This window comes from Actinoplanes sp. NPDC026619, from assembly GCF_040638295.1.
Lineage (GTDB): Bacteria > Actinomycetota > Actinomycetes > Mycobacteriales > Micromonosporaceae > Actinoplanes.
This window is the reverse complement of sequence record NZ_JBEZYA010000010.1, coordinates 208,394-227,029: the sequence shown is the minus strand read 5'-3', so window position 1 is coordinate 227,029 and position 18,636 is coordinate 208,394. Positions and strand designations below refer to the sequence as shown.

15 protein-coding genes are annotated in these 18,636 nt (G+C 72.5%); 10 read left to right on the top strand and 5 right to left on the bottom strand.

What is annotated here, in order from left to right:
* Positions 1 to 3 precede the first annotated feature (3 nt).
* From AB0E90_RS23060 to AB0E90_RS23050, 3 genes are all read right to left on the bottom strand, one after another.
* A complete protein-coding gene (locus tag AB0E90_RS23060) occupies positions 4 to 1,023 on the bottom strand; it encodes a PfkB family carbohydrate kinase (RefSeq protein WP_360409038.1) in 1,020 nt (339 codons plus the stop codon).
* 54 nt (positions 1,024 to 1,077) lie between these two features.
* Complete coding sequence (locus AB0E90_RS23055) at positions 1,078 to 1,233, bottom strand: hypothetical protein (RefSeq protein ID WP_360409035.1); 156 nt, start codon at positions 1,231 to 1,233, stop codon at positions 1,078 to 1,080.
* Between the two features lie 75 nt (positions 1,234 to 1,308).
* A complete protein-coding gene (locus tag AB0E90_RS23050) occupies positions 1,309 to 2,196 on the bottom strand; it encodes an amidohydrolase family protein (protein ID WP_360409032.1) in 888 nt (295 codons plus the stop codon).
* Between the two features lie 72 nt (positions 2,197 to 2,268).
* Here AB0E90_RS23050 and AB0E90_RS23045 point away from each other — a divergent pair, with 72 nt between their 5' ends.
* Both AB0E90_RS23045 and AB0E90_RS23040 read left to right on the top strand, forming a co-directional pair.
* On the top strand, positions 2,269 to 3,786 hold the full coding sequence (locus AB0E90_RS23045) for an MFS transporter (RefSeq protein WP_360409029.1): 1,518 nt from the start codon (positions 2,269 to 2,271) through the stop codon (positions 3,784 to 3,786).
* Entirely contained in the window at positions 3,783 to 4,382 is a 600-nt protein-coding gene (locus AB0E90_RS23040; protein ID WP_360409027.1) for a TetR family transcriptional regulator, read from the top strand. Before AB0E90_RS23045 ends, AB0E90_RS23040 begins: the two co-directional genes overlap by 4 nt.
* Here the strand turns inward: AB0E90_RS23040 and AB0E90_RS23035 are convergent.
* Complete coding sequence (locus AB0E90_RS23035) at positions 4,327 to 4,887, bottom strand: TetR family transcriptional regulator (RefSeq protein WP_360409024.1); 561 nt, start codon at positions 4,885 to 4,887, stop codon at positions 4,327 to 4,329. The two genes, AB0E90_RS23040 and AB0E90_RS23035, sit on opposite strands and share 56 nt — an antisense overlap.
* A gap of 72 nt (positions 4,888 to 4,959) precedes the next feature.
* Here AB0E90_RS23035 and AB0E90_RS23030 point away from each other — a divergent pair, with 72 nt between their 5' ends.
* Together AB0E90_RS23030 and AB0E90_RS23025 are read left to right on the top strand one after the other, a co-directional pair.
* Positions 4,960 to 5,631, top strand: a complete 672-nt coding sequence (locus AB0E90_RS23030) for an SDR family oxidoreductase (RefSeq protein ID WP_360409021.1) — start codon at positions 4,960 to 4,962, stop codon at positions 5,629 to 5,631.
* Positions 5,632 to 5,977: 346 nt separating this feature from the next.
* Positions 5,978 to 8,617 (top strand): hypothetical protein, encoded by a 2,640-nt coding sequence (locus tag AB0E90_RS23025; RefSeq protein ID WP_360409018.1) that lies wholly within the window; start codon positions 5,978 to 5,980, stop codon positions 8,615 to 8,617.
* Positions 8,618 to 8,868: 251 nt separating this feature from the next.
* On the opposite strand, the gene AB0E90_RS23020 is transcribed toward AB0E90_RS23025, so the two are convergent.
* On the bottom strand, positions 8,869 to 10,491 hold the full coding sequence (locus AB0E90_RS23020) for an FUSC family protein (RefSeq protein ID WP_360409015.1): 1,623 nt from the start codon (positions 10,489 to 10,491) through the stop codon (positions 8,869 to 8,871).
* 56 nt (positions 10,492 to 10,547) lie between these two features.
* Here AB0E90_RS23020 and AB0E90_RS23015 point away from each other — a divergent pair, with 56 nt between their 5' ends.
* From AB0E90_RS23015 to AB0E90_RS22990, 6 genes are all read left to right on the top strand, one after another.
* On the top strand, positions 10,548 to 11,963 hold the full coding sequence (locus AB0E90_RS23015) for a gluconate:H+ symporter (protein ID WP_360409012.1): 1,416 nt from the start codon (positions 10,548 to 10,550) through the stop codon (positions 11,961 to 11,963).
* A 36-nt stretch (positions 11,964 to 11,999) separates the two neighbouring features.
* Positions 12,000 to 13,670, top strand: a complete 1,671-nt coding sequence (locus AB0E90_RS23010; RefSeq protein ID WP_360409009.1) for a sodium:proton antiporter — start codon at positions 12,000 to 12,002, stop codon at positions 13,668 to 13,670.
* A 354-nt stretch (positions 13,671 to 14,024) separates the two neighbouring features.
* Complete coding sequence (locus AB0E90_RS23005; protein WP_360409006.1) at positions 14,025 to 14,648, top strand: maleylpyruvate isomerase family mycothiol-dependent enzyme; 624 nt, start codon at positions 14,025 to 14,027, stop codon at positions 14,646 to 14,648.
* A gap of 49 nt (positions 14,649 to 14,697) precedes the next feature.
* The gene (locus AB0E90_RS23000) at positions 14,698 to 15,012 is read left to right on the top strand and encodes a hypothetical protein (RefSeq protein WP_360409003.1); all 315 of its coding nucleotides are present in this window, start codon (positions 14,698 to 14,700) and stop codon (positions 15,010 to 15,012) included.
* Complete coding sequence (locus AB0E90_RS22995) at positions 15,009 to 17,162, top strand: bifunctional polysaccharide deacetylase/glycosyltransferase family 2 protein (RefSeq protein WP_360409000.1); 2,154 nt, start codon at positions 15,009 to 15,011, stop codon at positions 17,160 to 17,162. The genes AB0E90_RS23000 and AB0E90_RS22995 overlap by 4 nt, the downstream gene beginning before the upstream one ends.
* Before the next feature lie 10 nt (positions 17,163 to 17,172).
* Positions 17,173 to 18,618, top strand: a complete 1,446-nt coding sequence (locus tag AB0E90_RS22990; protein WP_360408997.1) for a serine/threonine-protein kinase — start codon at positions 17,173 to 17,175, stop codon at positions 18,616 to 18,618.
* The last annotated feature ends 18 nt before the right edge of the window (positions 18,619 to 18,636 follow it).

Sequence of the window (18,636 nt, the reverse complement as noted above, 5' to 3'; positions counted from 1 at the left end):
TGATCAGGCGCGCTGAGGAAGGGCCGCGAGCCAGGCTCGCGGCCCGGAGCAGCTGACACGCACGCCGGCCACCCACGCGGCGAACGCGATGGCCTCGGGAAGGTCGGCACCGGCCGGGAGGGCAGCACCGGCCAGTGCGACGGCCAGCGCGCCGTGGAAGGCATCGCCGGCCCCGGCCGTGTCGATGGCCTCGACCGCTGGCACCTCCACAGCGCCGGAACTGCCGCCGGAACTGCCGCCGAAGCGGTCGTCGGAACGGCCGCCGGATCGGGTGCCGGAACGGCCGCCGGATCGGGTGCCGGATCGGGTGCCGGATCGGGTGCCAGAGCGGGTGCCGGAACTGCCGCCGGAGCGAGCATCGGATTCGCCGCCGGAGCGAGCTCTGCTGAACCAGCGGACCGGGTCGGGACCGTGCGTCACCACGACGTGCGGCGCGCCGATCGCGGCGGCCAGCGCCTCGTCGACCGGTGCGGCCTCGGCTGGGTGACGGAACGCCGCCGACGCGGCCACCACCTCGGCGAACGGCAGGATGTCGGCGAAGACCGGGCGCCAGGTGCCGGCGTCGACGACCAGTCGGCGAGCGCTTCGCGCCGCCGCGACGGCCAGTGCGGGGTGATGCCCGTCGACCAGCGTCAGGTCGGCGTCGGGCAGACCCGCTTGCGGTACGCGGACAACCATGTCACCGGCATTGCGGCTGACGATGGTCCGCTGCCCGGTCCCGGCGAGCACCGTGATGGCCGAGACGGGTGGCGGAGTAGAAGAGTCAGGTGACGCATCTATAACTCGTACACCGCAAGTTTCTAGATCGGAGCGGATGAGGTCGCCCAGCGGATGTGCGCCGACCGCGGTGACCAGAGTGACCTCCGCGCCGAGCGCGGCCGCCGTGACGGCGGCGTTGGTGGCCGGACCACCGGCCGCGATCTCCACACCGGACGCCTGGGCCTTCTCGTCCACGCCGGGAATGCGGTCGACGCGATAGATCAGGTCGACCGTGGCCAGGCCGACGAACAGCAGACGGGGCACAACGCGCAGCGTAGACAGCTGGGCCGTGTCTCAAGAAAGAGCCGGGCCGGAAAGTCAGTTGGCCAGGTTCTGGAAGAACGTGCCGATGCCCCGGAACATGTTGGCGAGCCCGTCGCCGAGGCTCTGTGCGACGTCCGCGGCGGGGCCGGGATTGGTGCCGATGTAGAAGATGAGCAGGACGAGCACGATCCAGCCGACGGCCTTCTTCATTTCGGCCCCCTTCCACGCCCGGTGCGAGTGGCCTTACATGATCGTGGCATGTCCGCGCATCTCGTTCCGGGATTCTCACCCGCGCGGCGTCATACCGAACAGATCACAGGCGTTGTCCCAGAGCACCGCGCGCAGCCAGTCGTCGCCGAGATCGAGGCGGGCGAGTGACTCGAGCTGGTGCGCGTACGCGTACGGGATGGTCGGGAAATCGCTGCCCAGCAGGACCTTTCCGGCCAGGCCGAGGTCGCGCAGCGGAGGCCGCAGGCCCGGTGGGAAGGGTGCCATCTCCTCGAAGAAGTCGGTGAACGCCATCGTTGTATCGAGCCGGACCCGGTCATATAGAAGTGCCAGGCCGAAGAACTGCTCGTATTCGGGCGCGCCCATGTGCGCCACGATGATCGACAGTTGCGGGTGGCGGCGGAGCACGTCGCCGATCGGGCCGGGGCCGGTGAAGCCGGCGGCGACCGGTCCGGAGCCGGCGTGCACGACGATCGGCGTGCCGGTCTCGGCGAGCAGGCCCCAGACGTCGTCGAGCAGCGGATCGCCGGGATCGAAGCCGCCGACCTGCAGGTGCAGCTTGAAGATCTGGGCGCCGCGGGAGAGCGCGTCGCGGGTGTAGCCCGGCGCGCCCGGCTCGGGGAAGAACGTCGCGCTCGCCAGGCAGCCCGGGGTGGCGGCCGCGAAGTCGAGGGTCCAGCGGTTGAGGTCGGCCGCCATGTCCGGTTTGTGGGCGTAGGCGAGGGCGCTGAACATCCGCACGCCGAGCCGGCCCATCGTCTCCACTCTCTCCGGCAGGTCGGATCGGTAGCGGATGGGCCATGCGCGGCCGATCAGCGGCCCGGCGGCGTCGAAATGGTGCCAGACCCGGCGCTCCATCCGCGGTGGCAGGAAATGCGTGTGCACGTCGGCCAGTCCCGGCAGGCCCAGCCTGCCCCAGAACGCCGGCACATCCTCATCGATCACCACCCCATTCTGAGCGCACGCTGAGATCGGCTCTATTGACACCGACTACCAAGTGACAGCTACTGTCAAAACATGGCTACTTCCAAATCCCGTTGGTACGCATTGGCCGCCCTGGCCCTCAGCACGCTGGCCATCGGTCTCGACACCACGATCCTCAGCGTCGCCCTGCCAACGCTCAGCCGCGATCTGCATGCCTCCACCGGCGATCTGCAATGGTTCACCAACGCTTATCTACTGGTGCTCGCCGCAGTTCTACTTCCGGCCGGCATGCTGGGCGACCGCTTCGGCCGCAAGAAGTTCCTCCTCGGCGCGCTGTTCGTGTTCGGCGCCGCCTCCGCCGCCTGCGCCTGGTCGGCCTCGACCGGCCAGCTGATCGCCGCCCGTACCGCTCTCGGCCTGGGCGCCGCGGTGATCATGCCGCTCTCCGGCGCCGTGCTCACCGTGCTCTTCGAGGAGAAGGAGCGCTCGCGGGCCCTGTCGATCTGGCTCACCGCGAGCGCGCTCGGCATCCCGCTCGGCCCGCTGCTCGGCGGCTGGCTGCTCGACAACTTCTGGTGGGGCTCGGTCTTCCTGATCAACGTGCCGCTGATCGGGATCGCCCTGATCGCCGTGACCCTGTGGGTGCCCGAATCGCACGGCGACCGCACCCGCCGCTTCGACCCGCTCGGCGTCGGACTGTCGGCGGCCGGCCTGGTCGCGCTCACCTACGGCATCATCGAGGCCGGCGACCGCGGCTGGGGCGACACCCGCTCGCTGACCACCATGATCGCCGGGGTGGTGGCACTCGGGGCCTTCGTGTTCTGGCAGCGCACGACGAGCGCCCCGCTGGTCGATCTCGGCCTATTCAAGATCAAGCGGTTCACCGGCGGCGCCGTGCTCGCCACCGTGGCCAGTTTCGGCATGCTCGGCCTGCTGTTCTCCCTCCCGCAGTTCTTCGCCGCGGTCGGCGGCCACGACGCGTTCGGCTCCGGCCTGCGCCTGCTGCCGGTGATCGGCGGTCTGCTGGTCGGCGCCCGTACCGCCGAGAAACTCGCCGCCAGATTCGGCAGCCGCGCGGTCATCGCCGGCGGCCTGACCCTGATGGCCGCCGGCATGCTGCTCGGCGCCACCACCAGCGCCACCAGCGGTTACGGCTTCGTCGCGACCTGGATCAGCATCGCCGGCATCGGGCTCGGCTTCACCCTGCCGCCGGCGATGGATGCGGCGCTGGGCGCGCTGACCGCCGAGCGCAGCGGCGTCGGCAACGGCCTGCTGCAGGCGATGCGCCAGGTGGGCGGGGCGATCGGCGTGGCCGTGCTCGGCACGGTTCTCAACGGCGCCTACCGCGACGACCTGCCCGCCACGGCCGGCGACGCGGCCCGGGAGAGCGCAGCCTCGGGCGTCGCGGCCGCGACGCAGGCCGGCGACCCGGGAATGCTCGACGCGGTGCGTACCGCGTTCACCCACGGCATGGACACCTCGCTGGTCGTCGCCGCGGTCGTGGCCGGCGCCGGCGCGATCCTCGCGCTGTTCATGCTGCCCGGTAAGGACCGGCCGGCCGCGCCGGTGGTGGAGCAGACGGAGTTGACCCTGGCAGAATCGGGTCTATGACGTCGTCCCTGCCGGCCGGTTTACGGGAACGTAAGAAGGCGAAGACCCGGCTCGCCATCCGCGAGCACGCGATGCGACTGTTCGAGGAACAGGGTTATGCATCGACCACCGTGGACCAGATCGCGGAGGCGGCCGAGGTATCGCCGAGCACGTTCTTCCGTTATTTTCCGACCAAGGAAGACGTCATCCTCACCGACGACTACGACCCGCTGATCGTCGAGGCGATCAAGGCGCAGCCGCCGGGCACGCTGCCGGTCCCGGCCCTGCTGGCCGCCATGAAGTCGGTGTTCCTGAACATGTCCGCCGAGGAGTGGGCGAGCGAGGGCCGCCGTCAGCGGATCTTCCAGGACGTGCCGGAGCTGCGGGCGCGAGCGATGAGCCAGACGGTGCTGGCCCTCGATCTGCTCGCGGCCGCACTGGCCGAGCGCGACGGGCGGTCCGGCGACGAGCTGACCTACCGGGTGATCGCCGGCGCCCTGGTCGGCGTGGTCCTGGCGATCAGCCCGCCCGGCGGCGCCAACAGCTTCGGGCCGGCGGATTTCAGCCGGCTCGAGCAGGCCCTGGAGCTTCTCGCGGAGAACTTCCACCTGCGGTGAGCGCGGCCTTCGCCGCCTCGAGGATGCGGTCGGAGAGCTCGGTGCCGGCCGTCGCGCGGGCGAGCACCATCGCTCCGACCAGGGTGCTCACGGCCGCGAGATCCTCACCCATCCGCTGCGCATAAAGACCGACCCCGCTTGCGTACGCCGTGAGCGCCGCGTTTCCCTCGTCCTCCCGGGCCATATCGCCGCTGAAACCGGCCGCCGGGCAGCCGGCGCCGGGGTCGTCGCGGTGCTCGGGCGTGAGGTACCACTCGACGAAGCTGTCCCGGTCGAGCCCGGCCAGCAGGTCCCGGGATTCCGCGAAGGCCTGCCCGACCGCCTCGGCGACCAGCGCTTCCTTCGACGCGAACTGCTTGTAGAAGCCGCCGTGCGTCAGCCCGACCTCGGTCATCACGTCGGCAACGCTGACCCCGGCCACGCCCCGCTCACGAAACAGCCGGGCCGCCGTCTCGACGATCCGCTTCCGGTTCTCCTGCGCCTGCGCCTGCGACACCCGTCCCATGCCGTCAACTATAGATGGCGTGTGTCATCTATTACCTTGCCGAGATTAGATGTTGGTCATAATCTAATTGGCATGGACATCACGAACTCCGTAGCCGTCGTCACCGGCGCCAACCGCGGCCTCGGCCGCCACTTCGCCGCCCAGCTGCTCGAGCGGGGCGCCAAGGTCTACGCCGGCGCCCGGGTGCCGGGCAGCATCGACCTGCCCGGCGCGATCCCGCTGCAGCTCGACATCACCGACCCGGCCTCGATCGAGCGCGCCGCCAAGGTCGCCTCCGACGCCACCCTGCTGATCAACAACGCCGGCACATACCTCAACCAGCCCCTGATCGGCGGCGACCTGGACCTGATCCGCCAGGAGATGGAAACTCACTACTTCGGCACACTCGGCGTGACCCGCGCCTTCGTCCCGGTCCTCGAGGCCAACGGCGGCGGCGCCATCCTCAACGTGCTGTCGGTGCTGTCCTGGTGGCACCCCGCCAACGCGGGCGCGTATTCGGCGGCGAAGGCGGCCGGCTGGGCACTGACCCGCGCGGTGCGCGACGAGCTCGCCCCGCGCGGCATCGCGGTGTCCGCCCTGCACGTCGGCTACATGGACACCGACATGGCCGCAACCATCCCCGCCGACCAGAAGACCGACCCGGCCCTGGTGGCCCGCCAGGCCTTGGACGGCCTCGCCGAAGGCAACCCAGAGATCCTCGCCGACGACGTAACCCGCACGGTAAAGGCCGGCCTCGGCAGCTGACCAAAGGCGCGGCCCGCCGATCCGGTGGCGCATCCGACCGGTCGGTCCGGCTTTGGTGGGCGTGCCCGGCCGGTTGGTCCGGCCTTGGCAGGGGTGGCCGGCCCGTCGGTCTGGCCTTGGCGGGGGCGCGCCCGGCCCGTCGGTCTGGGCCCGGAGCGAGAGCCGAGTGGTCAAGCCCGGCCATGCGGGGTGTGGGCTCGGGCAGTCGGGCCCCGCCCCGGCGGCGTGAGCCGGTTGTGCGCCGCCGGGCCGGCCGGAGATCGGTGGTGCCGCACCATCGATTTCGGGCTCGATGGCTGACATTCTGTGCGGCTTCGCCGTGTGCCCTACGTGTTTCAATCCGTCAATGATGGTCGCCGGCAGCCGTGAGCCGTGGCTGGCACCGCCGGCGGTGCTGCGCCGGATCGCCGAGATGCGCGCCGCCGGCGGCCACCGGGCCGCCGAGATGCTGCTCGACGCGGTCGGCGCCGGCCGGGCGGCGCACGAGGTGGCCGGCATTGCCGCGGCCCTGGACACGGCGGGCGACACCGCCGACGCCGACCGCCTGCTGGCCGCGGCGTGCCGGCGGCCCGCCGCCGAGTTCGCCGCGCTGCTCACGGTGCTGGCCGACTTGCGCCACCGGTCGGTGCTGACCGGGGCGCACGAGGCCGCCGCGACCCTGGCCGCCGCCGACATCGCGGCGATCGCCGCCCTGCTCGAGCCGGCCGACCGCGACGCCCTGCTCGCCGGGGTGACGGAGGCCCGGTCCGACCGGCCGGACGAGTTGATCGACCTGTTCGGGACGCTGTCCGGTGCGGCGGCCCCCGAGGCGATGCTGTCCGGCGCGATGCTGGAACGGGCCGCGGCCCGAGTCCCGGTGTCCGGCGCGGCCGCGCTCGCTGACACCCTGCGCCGGGCCGGCCGCGTGGTCGAAGCCGACCACCTGATCAGCCGGGTTGCCGGTCGCTGCCGGGACGTCGCCGAGTTCCTCGACCTGCTCGGCTCGGTCACCGTCGACGAGGTGATCGCGGCGGCCGTCACGCGGCGTGACCCCGGCGACGTCGCCGCGATCCTCACCCACCTGGAGGCCGCCGACTCGTCCGCGGCCGCGGAACTGGCCGACGCGATGCTCGACGCCGGCCCGGCCATGACCGCCCAGGTGCTGTCCGGGCTCGGCGACGTCCCGCTGCGGCGGTTCCTGCACCGGCTCGCTGTCCGCCCGGCCGCCGACGCCGTGCGGGTGATGGCCGAGCTGGTCGCGGCCGGCCACCGGGCGTTGTCCCGCGCCGTCGCCGCCGCGGTGCCACCCGAGCTGGAACGACCGGCCGACGCCGACGCGCGAGTCCTGATCGACCTGGTCGTGGCCTCCCCGGCGCACACTGCTCTCCTGGCGGCACACGGCGCGGCGCTCGCCGGGGACCGTGCCAGGCTCCCGCGGGAAGGAACCGGATTCAGCGCCGGCCACGCTGAAACCGACGACGGTGTCACTCCGGACGGCTCCCGGCCAGCCGGCGATGATTCCGGGTTGACCGGGGAAACGGTGGAGTCTGCTCAGGAGAGCGCAGGGCTTGCGCGTGGTGCGGTGGGACCTGCTCAGGAGAGCGCAGGGCTTGCGCGTGGTGCGGCGGGACCTGCTCAGGAGAGCGCAGGGCTTGCGCGTGGCGCGGCGGGACCTGCTCAGGAGAGCGCAGGGCTTGCGCGTGGCGCGGCGGGAACGGCTCAGGAGAGCGCAGGGCTTGCGCGTGGCGCGGCGGGACCTGCTCAGGAGAGCGCAGGGCTTGCGCGTGGTGCGGCGGGAACGGCTCAGGAGAGCGCAGGGCTTGCGCGTGGCGCGGCGGGAACGGCTCAGGAGAGCGCAGGGCTTGCGCGTGGTGCGGCGGGAACGGCTCAGGAGAGCGCAGGGCTTGCGCGTGGTGCGGCGGGAACGGCTCAGCTGAGCACAGGGCTTGCCCGAGGCGCGGCGGGGACGACGGTGGGTAGGCGCACCGGAGGCGTTGCGGAAGCGGCTGGGTCGGCCGCGGCGGCTGCGGGGGCCGAGGCTGGGCTGGCCGGGGGTGGCTTGGCGCTCGCTGAGGCGGTGACGAGTCGTGGCTTCACGGACGCGCTCGCGGGTGAGCCGGCCGGTGTCATCGCGGCCGTGCTCACCCGGGCCTGTGCGGCCGGGACCGACGACCTGGTCGACGAGATCCTCGACGAGCTGGCCCGGCGGCCCGATCCGGTGCGGTGGATGGCGCGGCTGTGGCATCTCGATCCGGAGCCGGCCGCGTCCGCCGGTCACCGGCCCGACCTGGTCGACCGATATCTCGGCCCGGTTCTCGGGCATCGCTCGCCGCGGCAGGTCGCGGCCCTGATCGGCGAGCTCGACGCGGGTGACGGCGGCCCGATCGCCGCCCGGATCGTGCGGATGCTGCTCGACGATCCGGGCCGCCGCTGGGTCCGCCCCTACGTCGGTCATCTGCTCGGCGACTCGCCGCGGGCCGCCGACCTGTGCGGGGACTGGACCGGCGACCGGGCCGAGCTCGCCCGCGCCGCCGCCGTCGACGAACTGCGCCGCATGCTGCCCGAACCGACCCCGGTGCACAGCTGGCGGCCGGCGTTGTCGCTGCGCGCCGCCGAGCGGCCGCTGTGGCTGGTGCGGCTCGGCGACCTGGACGGCGGATCGCTGATCGGGCTCAGCGACCGCGGCGTGCACTGCCACAGTGCCCCCGGCCCGCATTCCGGCCCGCGGATCCAGCAGTCCGGCCGCGAGTTCCGGATCGACTACGAGCAGTTCGCCGACCTCGCGTTCGCCTTCGCCGAGGAGGGCCGCCGGATCCGCATCGCTCGTTCCGGCTCCACCTACTACTGGGCCGCCGACCACGCCGCCGGCGCCGAGGCGCGAGCGGTGACGGCCCTGCTCAACGCCGTCGCCACGGCCGTGCGAGCGATCTACGCGGTAGGGCTGGACGAGCCGCTCGGAGCGCCCGGCCGAAGCACCGCAGCAACCGCCGGACACCGTCTTCCTTGAAGTCGGGGTCTCGAACGGCCGAGAAGACCCGACTTCAAGGATGTTGTGCTGGCAGCGCGCGCGGCCGTCTCCGGGGAACGCGGCCACGGTGTGCGAATGCGGCGGTGAGCGGCCGGCGCGAGATGGTGGCGGTGGACGCCGGGCGGTGGGCAGTGACAGCGGGCGGTGACGCCGGGCGGTGACGGCGAGCGCTGGGCGGTGGTGACTGCGGGCGGTGACGGCTGGCGGTGGGCTGCCTCGCGGTCGGCGAGTTACGCGGTTTGGGTGGGGGAGTCGGTCGGGTCGCCGGCTTCGGGGCGGTGCAGGGTGGCGAGGGCCTGGCGGCCTTCTCGTTCGGCGGTCAGCACACGCTCGGTGACGTCGGGGGCGAGGCCGGGTTCGCCGCTGGTGACGCCGTACGCCTCGCGGAGCGTCAGCAACAACAGCGCGAGCCGCCTCGCCTGGGCGGTGGGATCGCTCGGCCGGCGTCGCAGTTCGGCCGACGCCGCCGTCACCTCCGCGATCGCCTCGTCGAGATGCCGGGCGGCCGCCCGGTTGCGCACCAGCGCGGCCGCGACCAGGCCGAGGGCGCAGCCCAGCAGGGTCTGCACCAGGCGGTCGCCGATCAGGTCAGCCGCGGGGGTGGGCCGGCCCAGTTCGCCGACCAGGAGCGCCAGGGGAGTGATCGCCAGCATCGCGAGGCCGTAGTTGCGGACCACCAGGAGTTCCGCGCAGACCTGGGCGGCCGCGATCGAGGCGACCAGGGTCCAGCGGTCGCCGGGCAGCGCCACCGCGGCGCCGGCCAGGAAGAGACCGATGATCGTGCCGACGGCGCGCTGGATCGATTTGTGCAGGGTCAGGCGCAGCGAGTCGGCCTGGAGCACGGCCACCGCGGACAGCGCCGCCCAATAGGGATGGCCCAGGCCGGTGACGTGCGCGAGCACGCCGGCCGCCCCGCCGGCGGCGCCGGCGCCGAGCGCGACCCGCGCCGCGGCCGGCCACACCGGGCCGGGCCGGCGGGCGCCGGGCTCGCGCAGCAGCAGGTGGTACACCCGGCGGCCCAGCACCGCGTCGGCCTCGTCACCTGCGGTATCTGGGGCCGGAGGCGTGGGGGCCGGGCCGCGGCGGGCGGCGGTGTCGGCCAGGGCGCGCAGGGTGGCGGCGGCTTCCGGGCGGTGGCCGTGGACGCCGCTCAGCTCGGTCTCGGCGCGGGCGATCAGCAACTCCTCGGCGGGGCGGTCCGGGGGGACGGCTCGCCAGGCGCGTTCGATCGCGGCGGCGGCCTGGAAGCGGGCCTGCAGACCGGCCGGGCCCGGCGGGGCCTCGTGGAGGGTGGCGGCGGCGCGCAGCGCGCGGGCGACGGCCAGGCGGACGGGTGCGTCGCGGTCGACGAGCACGCCGGCCATGGCGATCAGCCAGGCCAGGGCGGCCGCGCCGGCGCACAGCAGCGGGTGGCGCCACAGGTCGGTGGTGGTGGCCGGCACCGCGCTGGTCACGGCGGTGGCGAAGGCGAACATCAGACCGCCGGGCGGGCCCACCCGGAAGCGGCCGCAGAGCAGCGTCGCCACACCGCCGACGATCGCCACCGCCGCCGTGCTGACCGCCTCGGTGTCTGGGGCCAGGGCCGCGCAGGTGCCGGCGAACACGCAGGCGACCAGGCCGGCCGCGGCGAGAGTCAGCACCCGCGCGCGGCGCTGGTAGGGCTCGTCCCGCGCGTACAGGGCGGTGAACGCGCCGAACGTGGCCACCCCGGCCCAGGCGGGGCGGCCGGCCGCGACCAGCACGACCAGCGGGACCGCTACCGTGAGGCCGGCCCGCAGCGCGAACGCCCACGCCGCGTCGACCGGCCGGACCTTCGCCGCGGCCCGTACGTCCGGCATGATCGATTTGGCCATTTTCCCTTTTTACCCAGCGGAGATTCAAAGCAACTTGTCAGGGGTAAGCCCGGCTCATGACGCCCCTCGCTGCCGAGGCAATCACCGATGCCGGAACCGGTCAACTAGTGCTCGCCGCGGTGCTCGGCATCGCGGTCGTCATCGTTCTCATCGCCTGGGCCAAATGGCATCCGTTCCTCTCGCTGATCATCGGCTCGGCGGTGCTCGGCCTGGTCGCCGGGGCGGGCCCGGCCGACGTGGTCACCTCCTTCACGACCGGTCTCGGCAGCACGGTCGGCAGCGTCGGCCTGCTGATCGCGCTGGGCTCGATGATCGGCGCGCTGCTGGCCGAGTCGGGCGGGGCCGACGGCATCGTCAACCGGATCGTCGACCGGGTGTCCGGCAACGCGCTGCCGTGGGCGATGGCGGGCGTCGCGGCCCTGGTGGGGTTGCCGCTGTTCTTCGAGGTCGGCGTGGTGCTGCTGGTGCCGATCGTGCTGCTGGTGGCTCGTCGCACCGACATCGGCCTGCTGCGGGTCGGCATCCCGGCGCTGGCCGGCCTGTCGGTGCTGCACGGGCTCGTGCCGCCGCACCCGGGCCCGCTGGTCGCGGTCTCCAGCCTGAACGCCGACCTCGGCCTCACCCTGCTGTTCGGCCTGATCTGCGCGGTCCCCACGGTCATCATCGCGGGCCCGGTCTACGGCAACTGGATCGCCAAGCGGGTGCACCTGCCGGTTCCGGCGCTGCTCGCGAAGGCCGACGCGAATGTCGCCTCCGGCGACGAGGACTACGAAAAAGACGCGACTGAGGTACGCCGTGAGCAGCGCAACCCCGGTTTCTGGCCGGCCGTGCTGACCGTGCTGCTGCCGATCGTGCTGATGCTGGCGCGGGCGATCGGCGAGCTGACCGCGGACAAGGGCAACCCGGTGCGCGACACCCTCGACGTGCTCGGCAACCCGCCGGTGGCGCTGCTGTTCGGCGTGCTGCTCGCGATGTGGAGCCTGGGCCGGCGGGTCGGCATGGACCGGCGCGAGACCAACGCGGTGCTGGGCGGCTCGCTGCCGCCGATCGCCGGCATCCTGCTGATCGTGGCCGCGGGCGGCGGCTTCAAGCAGGTGCTGGTCGACGCGGGGGTGGGCAACGTGGTCGCCGACGCCGCCAAGGACGCCAACATCAGCGCGCTGCTGCTGGGCTTCCTGGTGGCGGTCGGCATCCGGGTGGCGACCGGCTCGGCAACGGTCGCCACGATCACCGCGGCCGGCATCGTGCAGCCGCTGGCGGCGACCCTGGACAAGCCCGAGGTATCCCTGCTGGCCCTGGCGATCGGCTGCGGCTCGCTGTTCTTCTCGCACGTCAACGACGCCGGGTTCTGGCTGGTCAAGGAGTACTTCGGGATGACCGTCGGGCAGACCATCAAGACCTGGTCGGTGATGGAGACGATCATCTCGGTGGTCGGCGTGTGCTGCGTTTTCCTGCTGAACCTGGTGGTCTAGGCAGGCGGAACCGGCAAAAGCTGCTTGGCTTGATCCATGACCGAACTGCTCGTGGTCGCCGTGACCGCGCTCGTGGTGATCGCCGCCGCGACCGAGTTCGGGCCGCGCCTGGGCATCGCGGCGCCGCTCGTGCTGGTGGCGATCGGCGTCGCGGCGAGCTTCCTGCCGGTGTTCGGCTCGGTGCACATCGAGCCGGAGTGGATCCTCGAGGGCGTCCTGCCGCCGCTGCTCTACTCGTCCGCGGTGTCGATGCCGGCGATGAACTTCCGGCGCGAGTTCGGCGCGATCAGCGGCCTGTCGGTGATCCTGATCATCGGCAGCGCGCTGCTGCTCGGCGTGTTCTTCATGCTGGTCGTGCCGCAGATCGGGTTCGCCTGGGGCGTCGCCCTCGGCGCGATCGTCAGCCCGACCGACGCGGTGGCCACCTCGATCATCAAGCAGATGGCGGTGTCCAAGCGGGTGGTGGCCCTGCTCGACGGGGAGAGCCTGCTCAACGACGCGACCGCGCTGGTCATGCTGCGGGCCGCGATCGTCGCCACGTCGGCGGCCTTCTCGTTCTGGGGGGCGGCCGGCTCGTTCGTCTACTCGGTGCTGGTCGCCCTGGTCGTCGGCGGGTTCGTCGGCTGGCTCAACCTGCTGATCCGCAAGCGGGTGACCGACCCGACCGTCAACACCGTCATCTCGTTCGCGGTGCCGTTCGCGGCCGCCGTGCCGGCCACCTATCTCGGGGCGTCCGGCCTGGTCGCGGCGGTCGTCGCCGGTCTCATCACCGGCATCCGCGCGCCCCGCGACCTGTCCCCGCAGAACCGGCTGTCCGACTCGCAGAACTGGCGCACCGTCGAGCTGGTCCTCGAGGGCGCGGTGTTCCTGACGATGGGCCTGCAGATCAAGTCGATCGTCACGAACGTGGAGAACGACCACTCCGGGGTGGCCAACGCCGTGCTGATCGCGGCCGGCGCCTTCGGGCTGACCGTCCTGGTGCGCGCGGCGTACGTCGTCCCGCTGCTCGGCGTCCTGGTCGGCCGGGCCCGGCACGGCGCCGGCATGCAACGGCAACTTCAAGAGATGCAGGACCAGATGAGTACGCCGGAGGGCAAGCAGCAGACGTTCGCGCAGATGAACAACCGTAAGCGGCAGGCGTCGGAGCGCGAGCTCGACTACTTCACCCGCCGGATCACCCAGGGGCTCGCCAACATCGAGTACTTCCTGCGCGAGCCGCTCGGCTGGCGCGAGGGCATCGCGGTCGTCTGGGCGGGCATGCGCGGCGCGGTGACGGTGGCCGCCGCGCAGACGCTGCCCGAGGACACCCCGCAGCGGTCGGTGCTGGTGCTCATCGCCTACGCGGTCGCGGCGATCTCGCTGCTCGTCCAGGGTGGCACCATCGGCCCGCTGCTGCGGCTGATCACCCCGAAGGTCGACCAGGCCACCCTGGACGAACAGACCCACGCCGAGCGGACCCGGATCTTCGACCTGATGCGGACGAGCGCGGAGAGCGTCCCGAAACCGGAGAATCCGGAGAACGACCGGACGGCTCAGGGGTTCGAGCGGGCCCGGCAGCACCGGCTGGCCATGCTCACGGCCCAGCGGGCGGCGCTGCTCGACGCCCGCGACAACGGCACCTTCGACGCGGACGTGCTGGCGAACGCGCTGGCCAATCTCGACGCGTCGGAGATCGAGATGCAGATGCGCGGCAGGTTCGCCAGCTGACGCCGCTCGACGGCGGGCGGCTGGCCGGGCACGTCGCCTTCTTCAGCGCCGACTGGCCGACCTCGCGCTCTACAGCATGATCGAGTCGGGTGTTCCGGAAGTCGGCGACCTGGCCGGCAACAAGCACATCAAGGCGGCCCAGGCGATCGCCGAGCTCGGCCGCATCTCCAAGTAACGCCTCGGGGCGCGCGCGGCGGTGCCGCGCCCGCCCCACGATCTCTATGAGCAGCCGGGTTCCGCCGCCGCTGCGGTTGGTCACTCCCGCCGCGTACCGGAAAAGAAGCGTGCGCGGACCGATGAGAATGACCCGCGCCGGGCGTATCCCCTCCGAATGGCTTGCCCGGAGGAGGGGTTGTGGACGAGGAAGTGGTGCGCGCGGCCGATGTGGCCGAGCGGCGTGAGCTGGCGGCGATGCTTGCCGAACTCTCGCCGGCGCAATGGGGATCGGCGTCGCTGTGTGCCGGATGGCGGGTGCGTGACGTTCTGGCACACATGACGATGCCGTTCCGGATGTCTGCGCCGGCGTTTGTGAAAGAGCTGGCCCGGGACTTCGGGAACTTCAACCGCATGGCGGACCGGGTGGCCCGGCGCGATGCCGACAAACTGGGCGACGCCGCGCTGCTCGCCCTGCTGCGCGACAACGCCGAGCATCCGTGGCGCCCGCCGGGCGGTGGCCTGATGGGGGCGCTGTCCCACGACGTGATCCATGGGCTGGACATCTCGGTCGCGCTCGGGCTTTCCCGCAGGCCGCCGGTCGACCGGATCGCTCTGATCCTCGGCGGGATGCAGGATAAGAACGTGCGGTACTTCGGGGTGGATCTGAGCGGGGTGCGGCTCGAGGCCACCGACCTGGACTGGGCGCTCGGGGACGGCACGCCGCTGCGCGGAACCGCCCGCGACCTGCTGCTGGTGGTGTGCGGGCGGCGGCTGCCGGGTTCGCTTCTGGAGGGCGCGGCGGCGGCCCGCTTCACCGGCTGACACGTCCGCCACCGTGCGCGGCGGGCATTCATCTCCTAGCGTCGATGATGTGCCTGACGAACCGCCCACCGGACGCGCCCCCGTGCGCCCACCCTCGCGTGGGCGGGCCCGGGTCGGGCGGGCGGTCGGGAAGGCCCGGTTGCCGGCCGACGAGGTCACCGGGCTGATCCGGTCGGACGTCCCGCCCGCAGCGCCGGTGTTCGTCGACCCGAGCGGGGCGCGACGCCGGCGGATGCGGTGGGCCGTCTACGTGGCCGGGGTGCTGCTGGTGCTGGTTCTGGCGGCGGTGTGGGCCAGCCAGCTGTCCGGGCCGGCCGCACCGCCGGCCCGCCCGCCGTGCGCCTCGGGGGCCTGCCCCCGGTGACGGTCTACGGAGGCGCCCCACCGCCCGACGATCCGCTGTCGACGGCGCAGATCCCGGCGCTGCGACGCCGCCGGCGGGCGTGGCGGGCGTTCCTGGCGCTCGCCGTCGTCCTGCTGCTCGCCACCGTCGTGGTCGTCGAGGTCTACACCGACGCCGGGTTCAGCCCGGACGGGACGACCCCGCGGTCGTCGCGGGACTCGTCGGTGCCGTCGGCGGTGCTGGACGGCGGGCCGGCCATCTCCTTCGCCGGAGGCAAGCCGTCGTCGGTGCAGATGCCGGCCAAGACGATCGCTCTGACCTTCGACGACGGGCCCGACCCGGCGTGGACGCCGAAGATCCTCGACGTGCTCGCCCGCCACCACGTGCCGGCCACGTTCTTCGTGGTCGGCTCGCAGGTCGCCCGGCATCCGGACCTGGCCCGGCGGACCATGGCCGAGGGACACGAGATCGGGGCGCACACGTTCACCCACCCCGACCTGGCCGTGCTGCCGCAGTGGCGGCGCGACCTGGAGAACTCCCAGACCCAGCTGGCGATCGCCTACGCCACCGGCCGGTCGACGTCGATGCTGCGGCCGCCCTATTCGTCTTTCCCGGACGCGTTGACCGACGCCGACTACGCGACGGTCAGAAGTGTCGGGGCACAGGGCTATATCACCGTGCTCGACGATGTGGACAGCGAGGACTGGCGACGGCCAGGGATCGACGCGATCATCCGCAACGCGACGCCCGAGAGTTCTAGAGGGGCGATCGTGCTGTTCCATGACGCGGGCGGCGACCGTTCGCAAACGGTGGTGGCGCTGGACCGGTTGATCCCGCAGCTGCAGCAGGACGGTTACCGCTTCACCACCGTCACCCAGGCGCTCGGCCTGCCACCCGACCCGACCGCCGGCTCGACCGACGTCTGGCGCGGCCGGGCCCTGGTCTGGACCGTGCAGGGCGCCGACGCGGTGCTCAAGGCGCTGTGGGTGCTGCTCATCGTGGCCGGCGGGCTGATCCTGATGCGCACCCTGGTGCTGTTCGCCTTCGCCTGGGTGCACGCCCGCCGGCGACGCGCGCCGAGCTGGTCGTGGGGGATGCCGGTGACCGCGCCGGTGACGATCGTCGTCCCCGCGTTCAACGAGGAGACCACCATCGCGCCCGCGGTCAGCTCGCTGGCCCGCTCGGCGCACCCGGGTGTGAAGGTGCTGGTCGTCGACGACGCCTCGACCGACTCGACCACCTCGGTCGTGGAGAGCCTCAAGCTCGGCAACGTGCGGGTGGTGCGGATCCCGAGCGGCGGCAAGGCCACCGCCCTCAACACCGGGGTGGCGCTCAGCCACGACGACCTGGTCGTCATGGTGGACGCCGACACCGTGGTCACCCCGGACGCGATCCACCAGCTCGTGCAGCCGTTCGCCGACCGGCGGGTCGGCGCGGTCGCCGGGAACGTCAAGGTCAGCAACCGGCGCAGCGTGCTCGGCAAGTGGCAGCACATCGAGTACGTGATCGGCTTCAACCTGGACCGCCGGCTGTACGACACATTCGGCTGCATCCCCACCATCCCGGGCGCGCTCGGCGCATTCCGCCGGCAGGCCCTCACCGACGCGGGCGGGCTCAGCACCGACACCCTCGCCGAGGACACCGACCTGACCATGGCGATCCAGCGAGCCGGCTGGAAAGTTGTCTACCAGGAGTCGGCGATCGCCTACACCGAGGCGCCGGCCACCATGCGGCAACTGTGGCGGCAGCGGTACCGATGGAGCTACGGCACCATGCAGGCGATGTGGAAACACCGCCGCGCCGTCCTGGAACCCGGCCATTTCGGGCGGGGCGGGCTGCCGCTGATCGCCGTGTTCACCGTCCTGCTGCCACTGCTGGCCCCGCTCATCGACCTGATGGCGGTCTACGGCATCTTCTTCCTCGACCGGCAGGTCACCCTGCTCGGCTGGCTGGCGGTGCTGGTCATCCAGATCCTCACCGCGGTGCTCGCGTTCCGCCTCGACCGGGAAAAACTGGGTCCGCTCTGGACCCTGCCCCTGCAACAGGTCGTCTACCGGCAGCTCATGTACCTGGTGCTTCTCGCCTCGGCGGTGGCCGCGGTGACCGGGCGCCGGCTCGCCTGGCAGAAGATGAGCCGCACCGGAGATTTCAGTTCCGCCCCGAGTGGGTAGTGGGGAGGGCATGCCCCACCCCGGAGAGATACTCGGCGATCGATACCGCCTGGACGACCGCATCGCGGCGGGCGGCATGGGCGAGGTCTGGCAGGCCACCGACACCGTGCTCGGCCGTGACGTCGCGGTCAAGACACTGCACGCCGGCCGGGCCGGCGACCCCGGCTTCCAGACCCGGTTCCGGCACGAGGCGCGCGCCATGGCGGTGCTGCACCACCCCGGGGTGGCCGACGTCTACGACTACGGGCAGAGCGGGCCGGACGCGTACATCGTGATGGCCCGGGTCAACGGCCAGGCCCTCAACGAACGCATCGCCGAGCGGGGCCGGCTGAGCCCGGCCGAGACCATGTCGATCGTGGCGCAGGCCGGGCGTGCCCTCGAGGCCGCCCACCAGGCCGGGATCGTGCACCGCGACGTCAAACCGGGCAACCTGATCATCCAGCCCGACGGCACCGTCGTTCTCGTCGACTTCGGGGTGGCCCGCTCGGCCGAGTCGGCCGCGCTGACCGGAGCGAAGGAAGTCGTCGGGACGGCGCTCTACATCGCGCCCGAGCAGGTCTCCAAAGAGGCGACCGGGCCGTCGGCCGACGTGTACGCGCTGGGCGTGGTGGCCTACCACTGCCTGGCCGGGCACCCGCCGTTCATGGGCGACACCCCGATCGCGGTGGCGATCCAGCACGTCAACGAGGAACCGCCGGCCCTGCCCGCGGACGTGCCGCCCGCGGTGGCCGACCTGGTCATGACGGCGATGGCGAAGGACCCGGCCGACCGGTTCTCCTCGGCGTCCGCGATGGCCGACGCGGCCGAGCAGGCCCTGGTCGCCGCAGCGGAGGGCGCCGGGTCGGGGACCACGGCGATTCTCGCGGCCACTCCGGCGCCGGCCCGCCCGTCGTCGCCGGCGACCGACGGGCACACCTCGGTGCTTCCGGCGGTGCTCCCGGACGTGGTTCCGGTGAGCGGCTCCACCGGTGGCGGCAACGGCCGGCGTACGACCTGGCTGGCCGCACTGGGCCTGGCTGTCCTGGGCACGGCGGTGGCCGTGCTCGCGTTCGCGAACCCGGGTGGCATCTTCGGCGGATCGACGCCGGCGAACTCCGCGACGGTGGGTCCGAGCAGCTCCGTCGCCCCGGCCACGACCAAGAACACCGGCAACAAGGGCAACGACAACAAACCGGGCCAGGTCGTGACGAAGACCCCGAAGAACTCGGCCGCCGCCACCACCGCCGCCAGCACGACACCGACCAAGGCGCCGACCACTCAGGCCACCACGAGCGCGCCCGAGCAGACCACCACGACCGGCGCCCCGGCCACCACCGAGACCACCGGCGGCGACAGCGGCAGCGACGGCGGCGACAGCGGCAGCGACAACAGCGGCACCGGCGGCGGCGACGAGGACAACAGCGGCAGCGGCGGCGGCGCGGAGGAAGCGGCCGCAACCGGCACTCCGGCCCCGTAAAACCCCCGAACGGGCGAA

Bases quoted from the DNA above. Each gene is read 5' to 3' on its own strand.
- AB0E90_RS23040 (WP_360409027.1), top strand. From the start codon at position 3,783: ATGACGTCGTCCCTGCCGGCCGGTTTACGGGAACGTAAGAAGGCGAAG.
- AB0E90_RS22990 (WP_360408997.1), top strand. From the start codon at position 17,173: ATGCCCCACCCCGGAGAGATACTCGGCGATCGATACCGCCTGGACGAC.
- AB0E90_RS23055 (WP_360409035.1), bottom strand. From the start codon at position 1,233: ATGAAGAAGGCCGTCGGCTGGATCGTGCTCGTCCTGCTCATCTTCTAC.
- AB0E90_RS23045 (WP_360409029.1), top strand. From the start codon at position 2,269: ATGGCTACTTCCAAATCCCGTTGGTACGCATTGGCCGCCCTGGCCCTC.
- AB0E90_RS23015 (WP_360409012.1), top strand. From the start codon at position 10,548: ATGACGCCCCTCGCTGCCGAGGCAATCACCGATGCCGGAACCGGTCAA.
- AB0E90_RS23010 (WP_360409009.1), top strand. From the start codon at position 12,000: ATGACCGAACTGCTCGTGGTCGCCGTGACCGCGCTCGTGGTGATCGCC.
- AB0E90_RS23020 (WP_360409015.1), bottom strand. From the start codon at position 10,491: ATGGCCAAATCGATCATGCCGGACGTACGGGCCGCGGCGAAGGTCCGG.
- AB0E90_RS23030 (WP_360409021.1), top strand. From the start codon at position 4,960: ATGGACATCACGAACTCCGTAGCCGTCGTCACCGGCGCCAACCGCGGC.
- AB0E90_RS23025 (WP_360409018.1), top strand. From the start codon at position 5,978: ATGATGGTCGCCGGCAGCCGTGAGCCGTGGCTGGCACCGCCGGCGGTG.
- AB0E90_RS23035 (WP_360409024.1), bottom strand. From the start codon at position 4,887: ATGGGACGGGTGTCGCAGGCGCAGGCGCAGGAGAACCGGAAGCGGATC.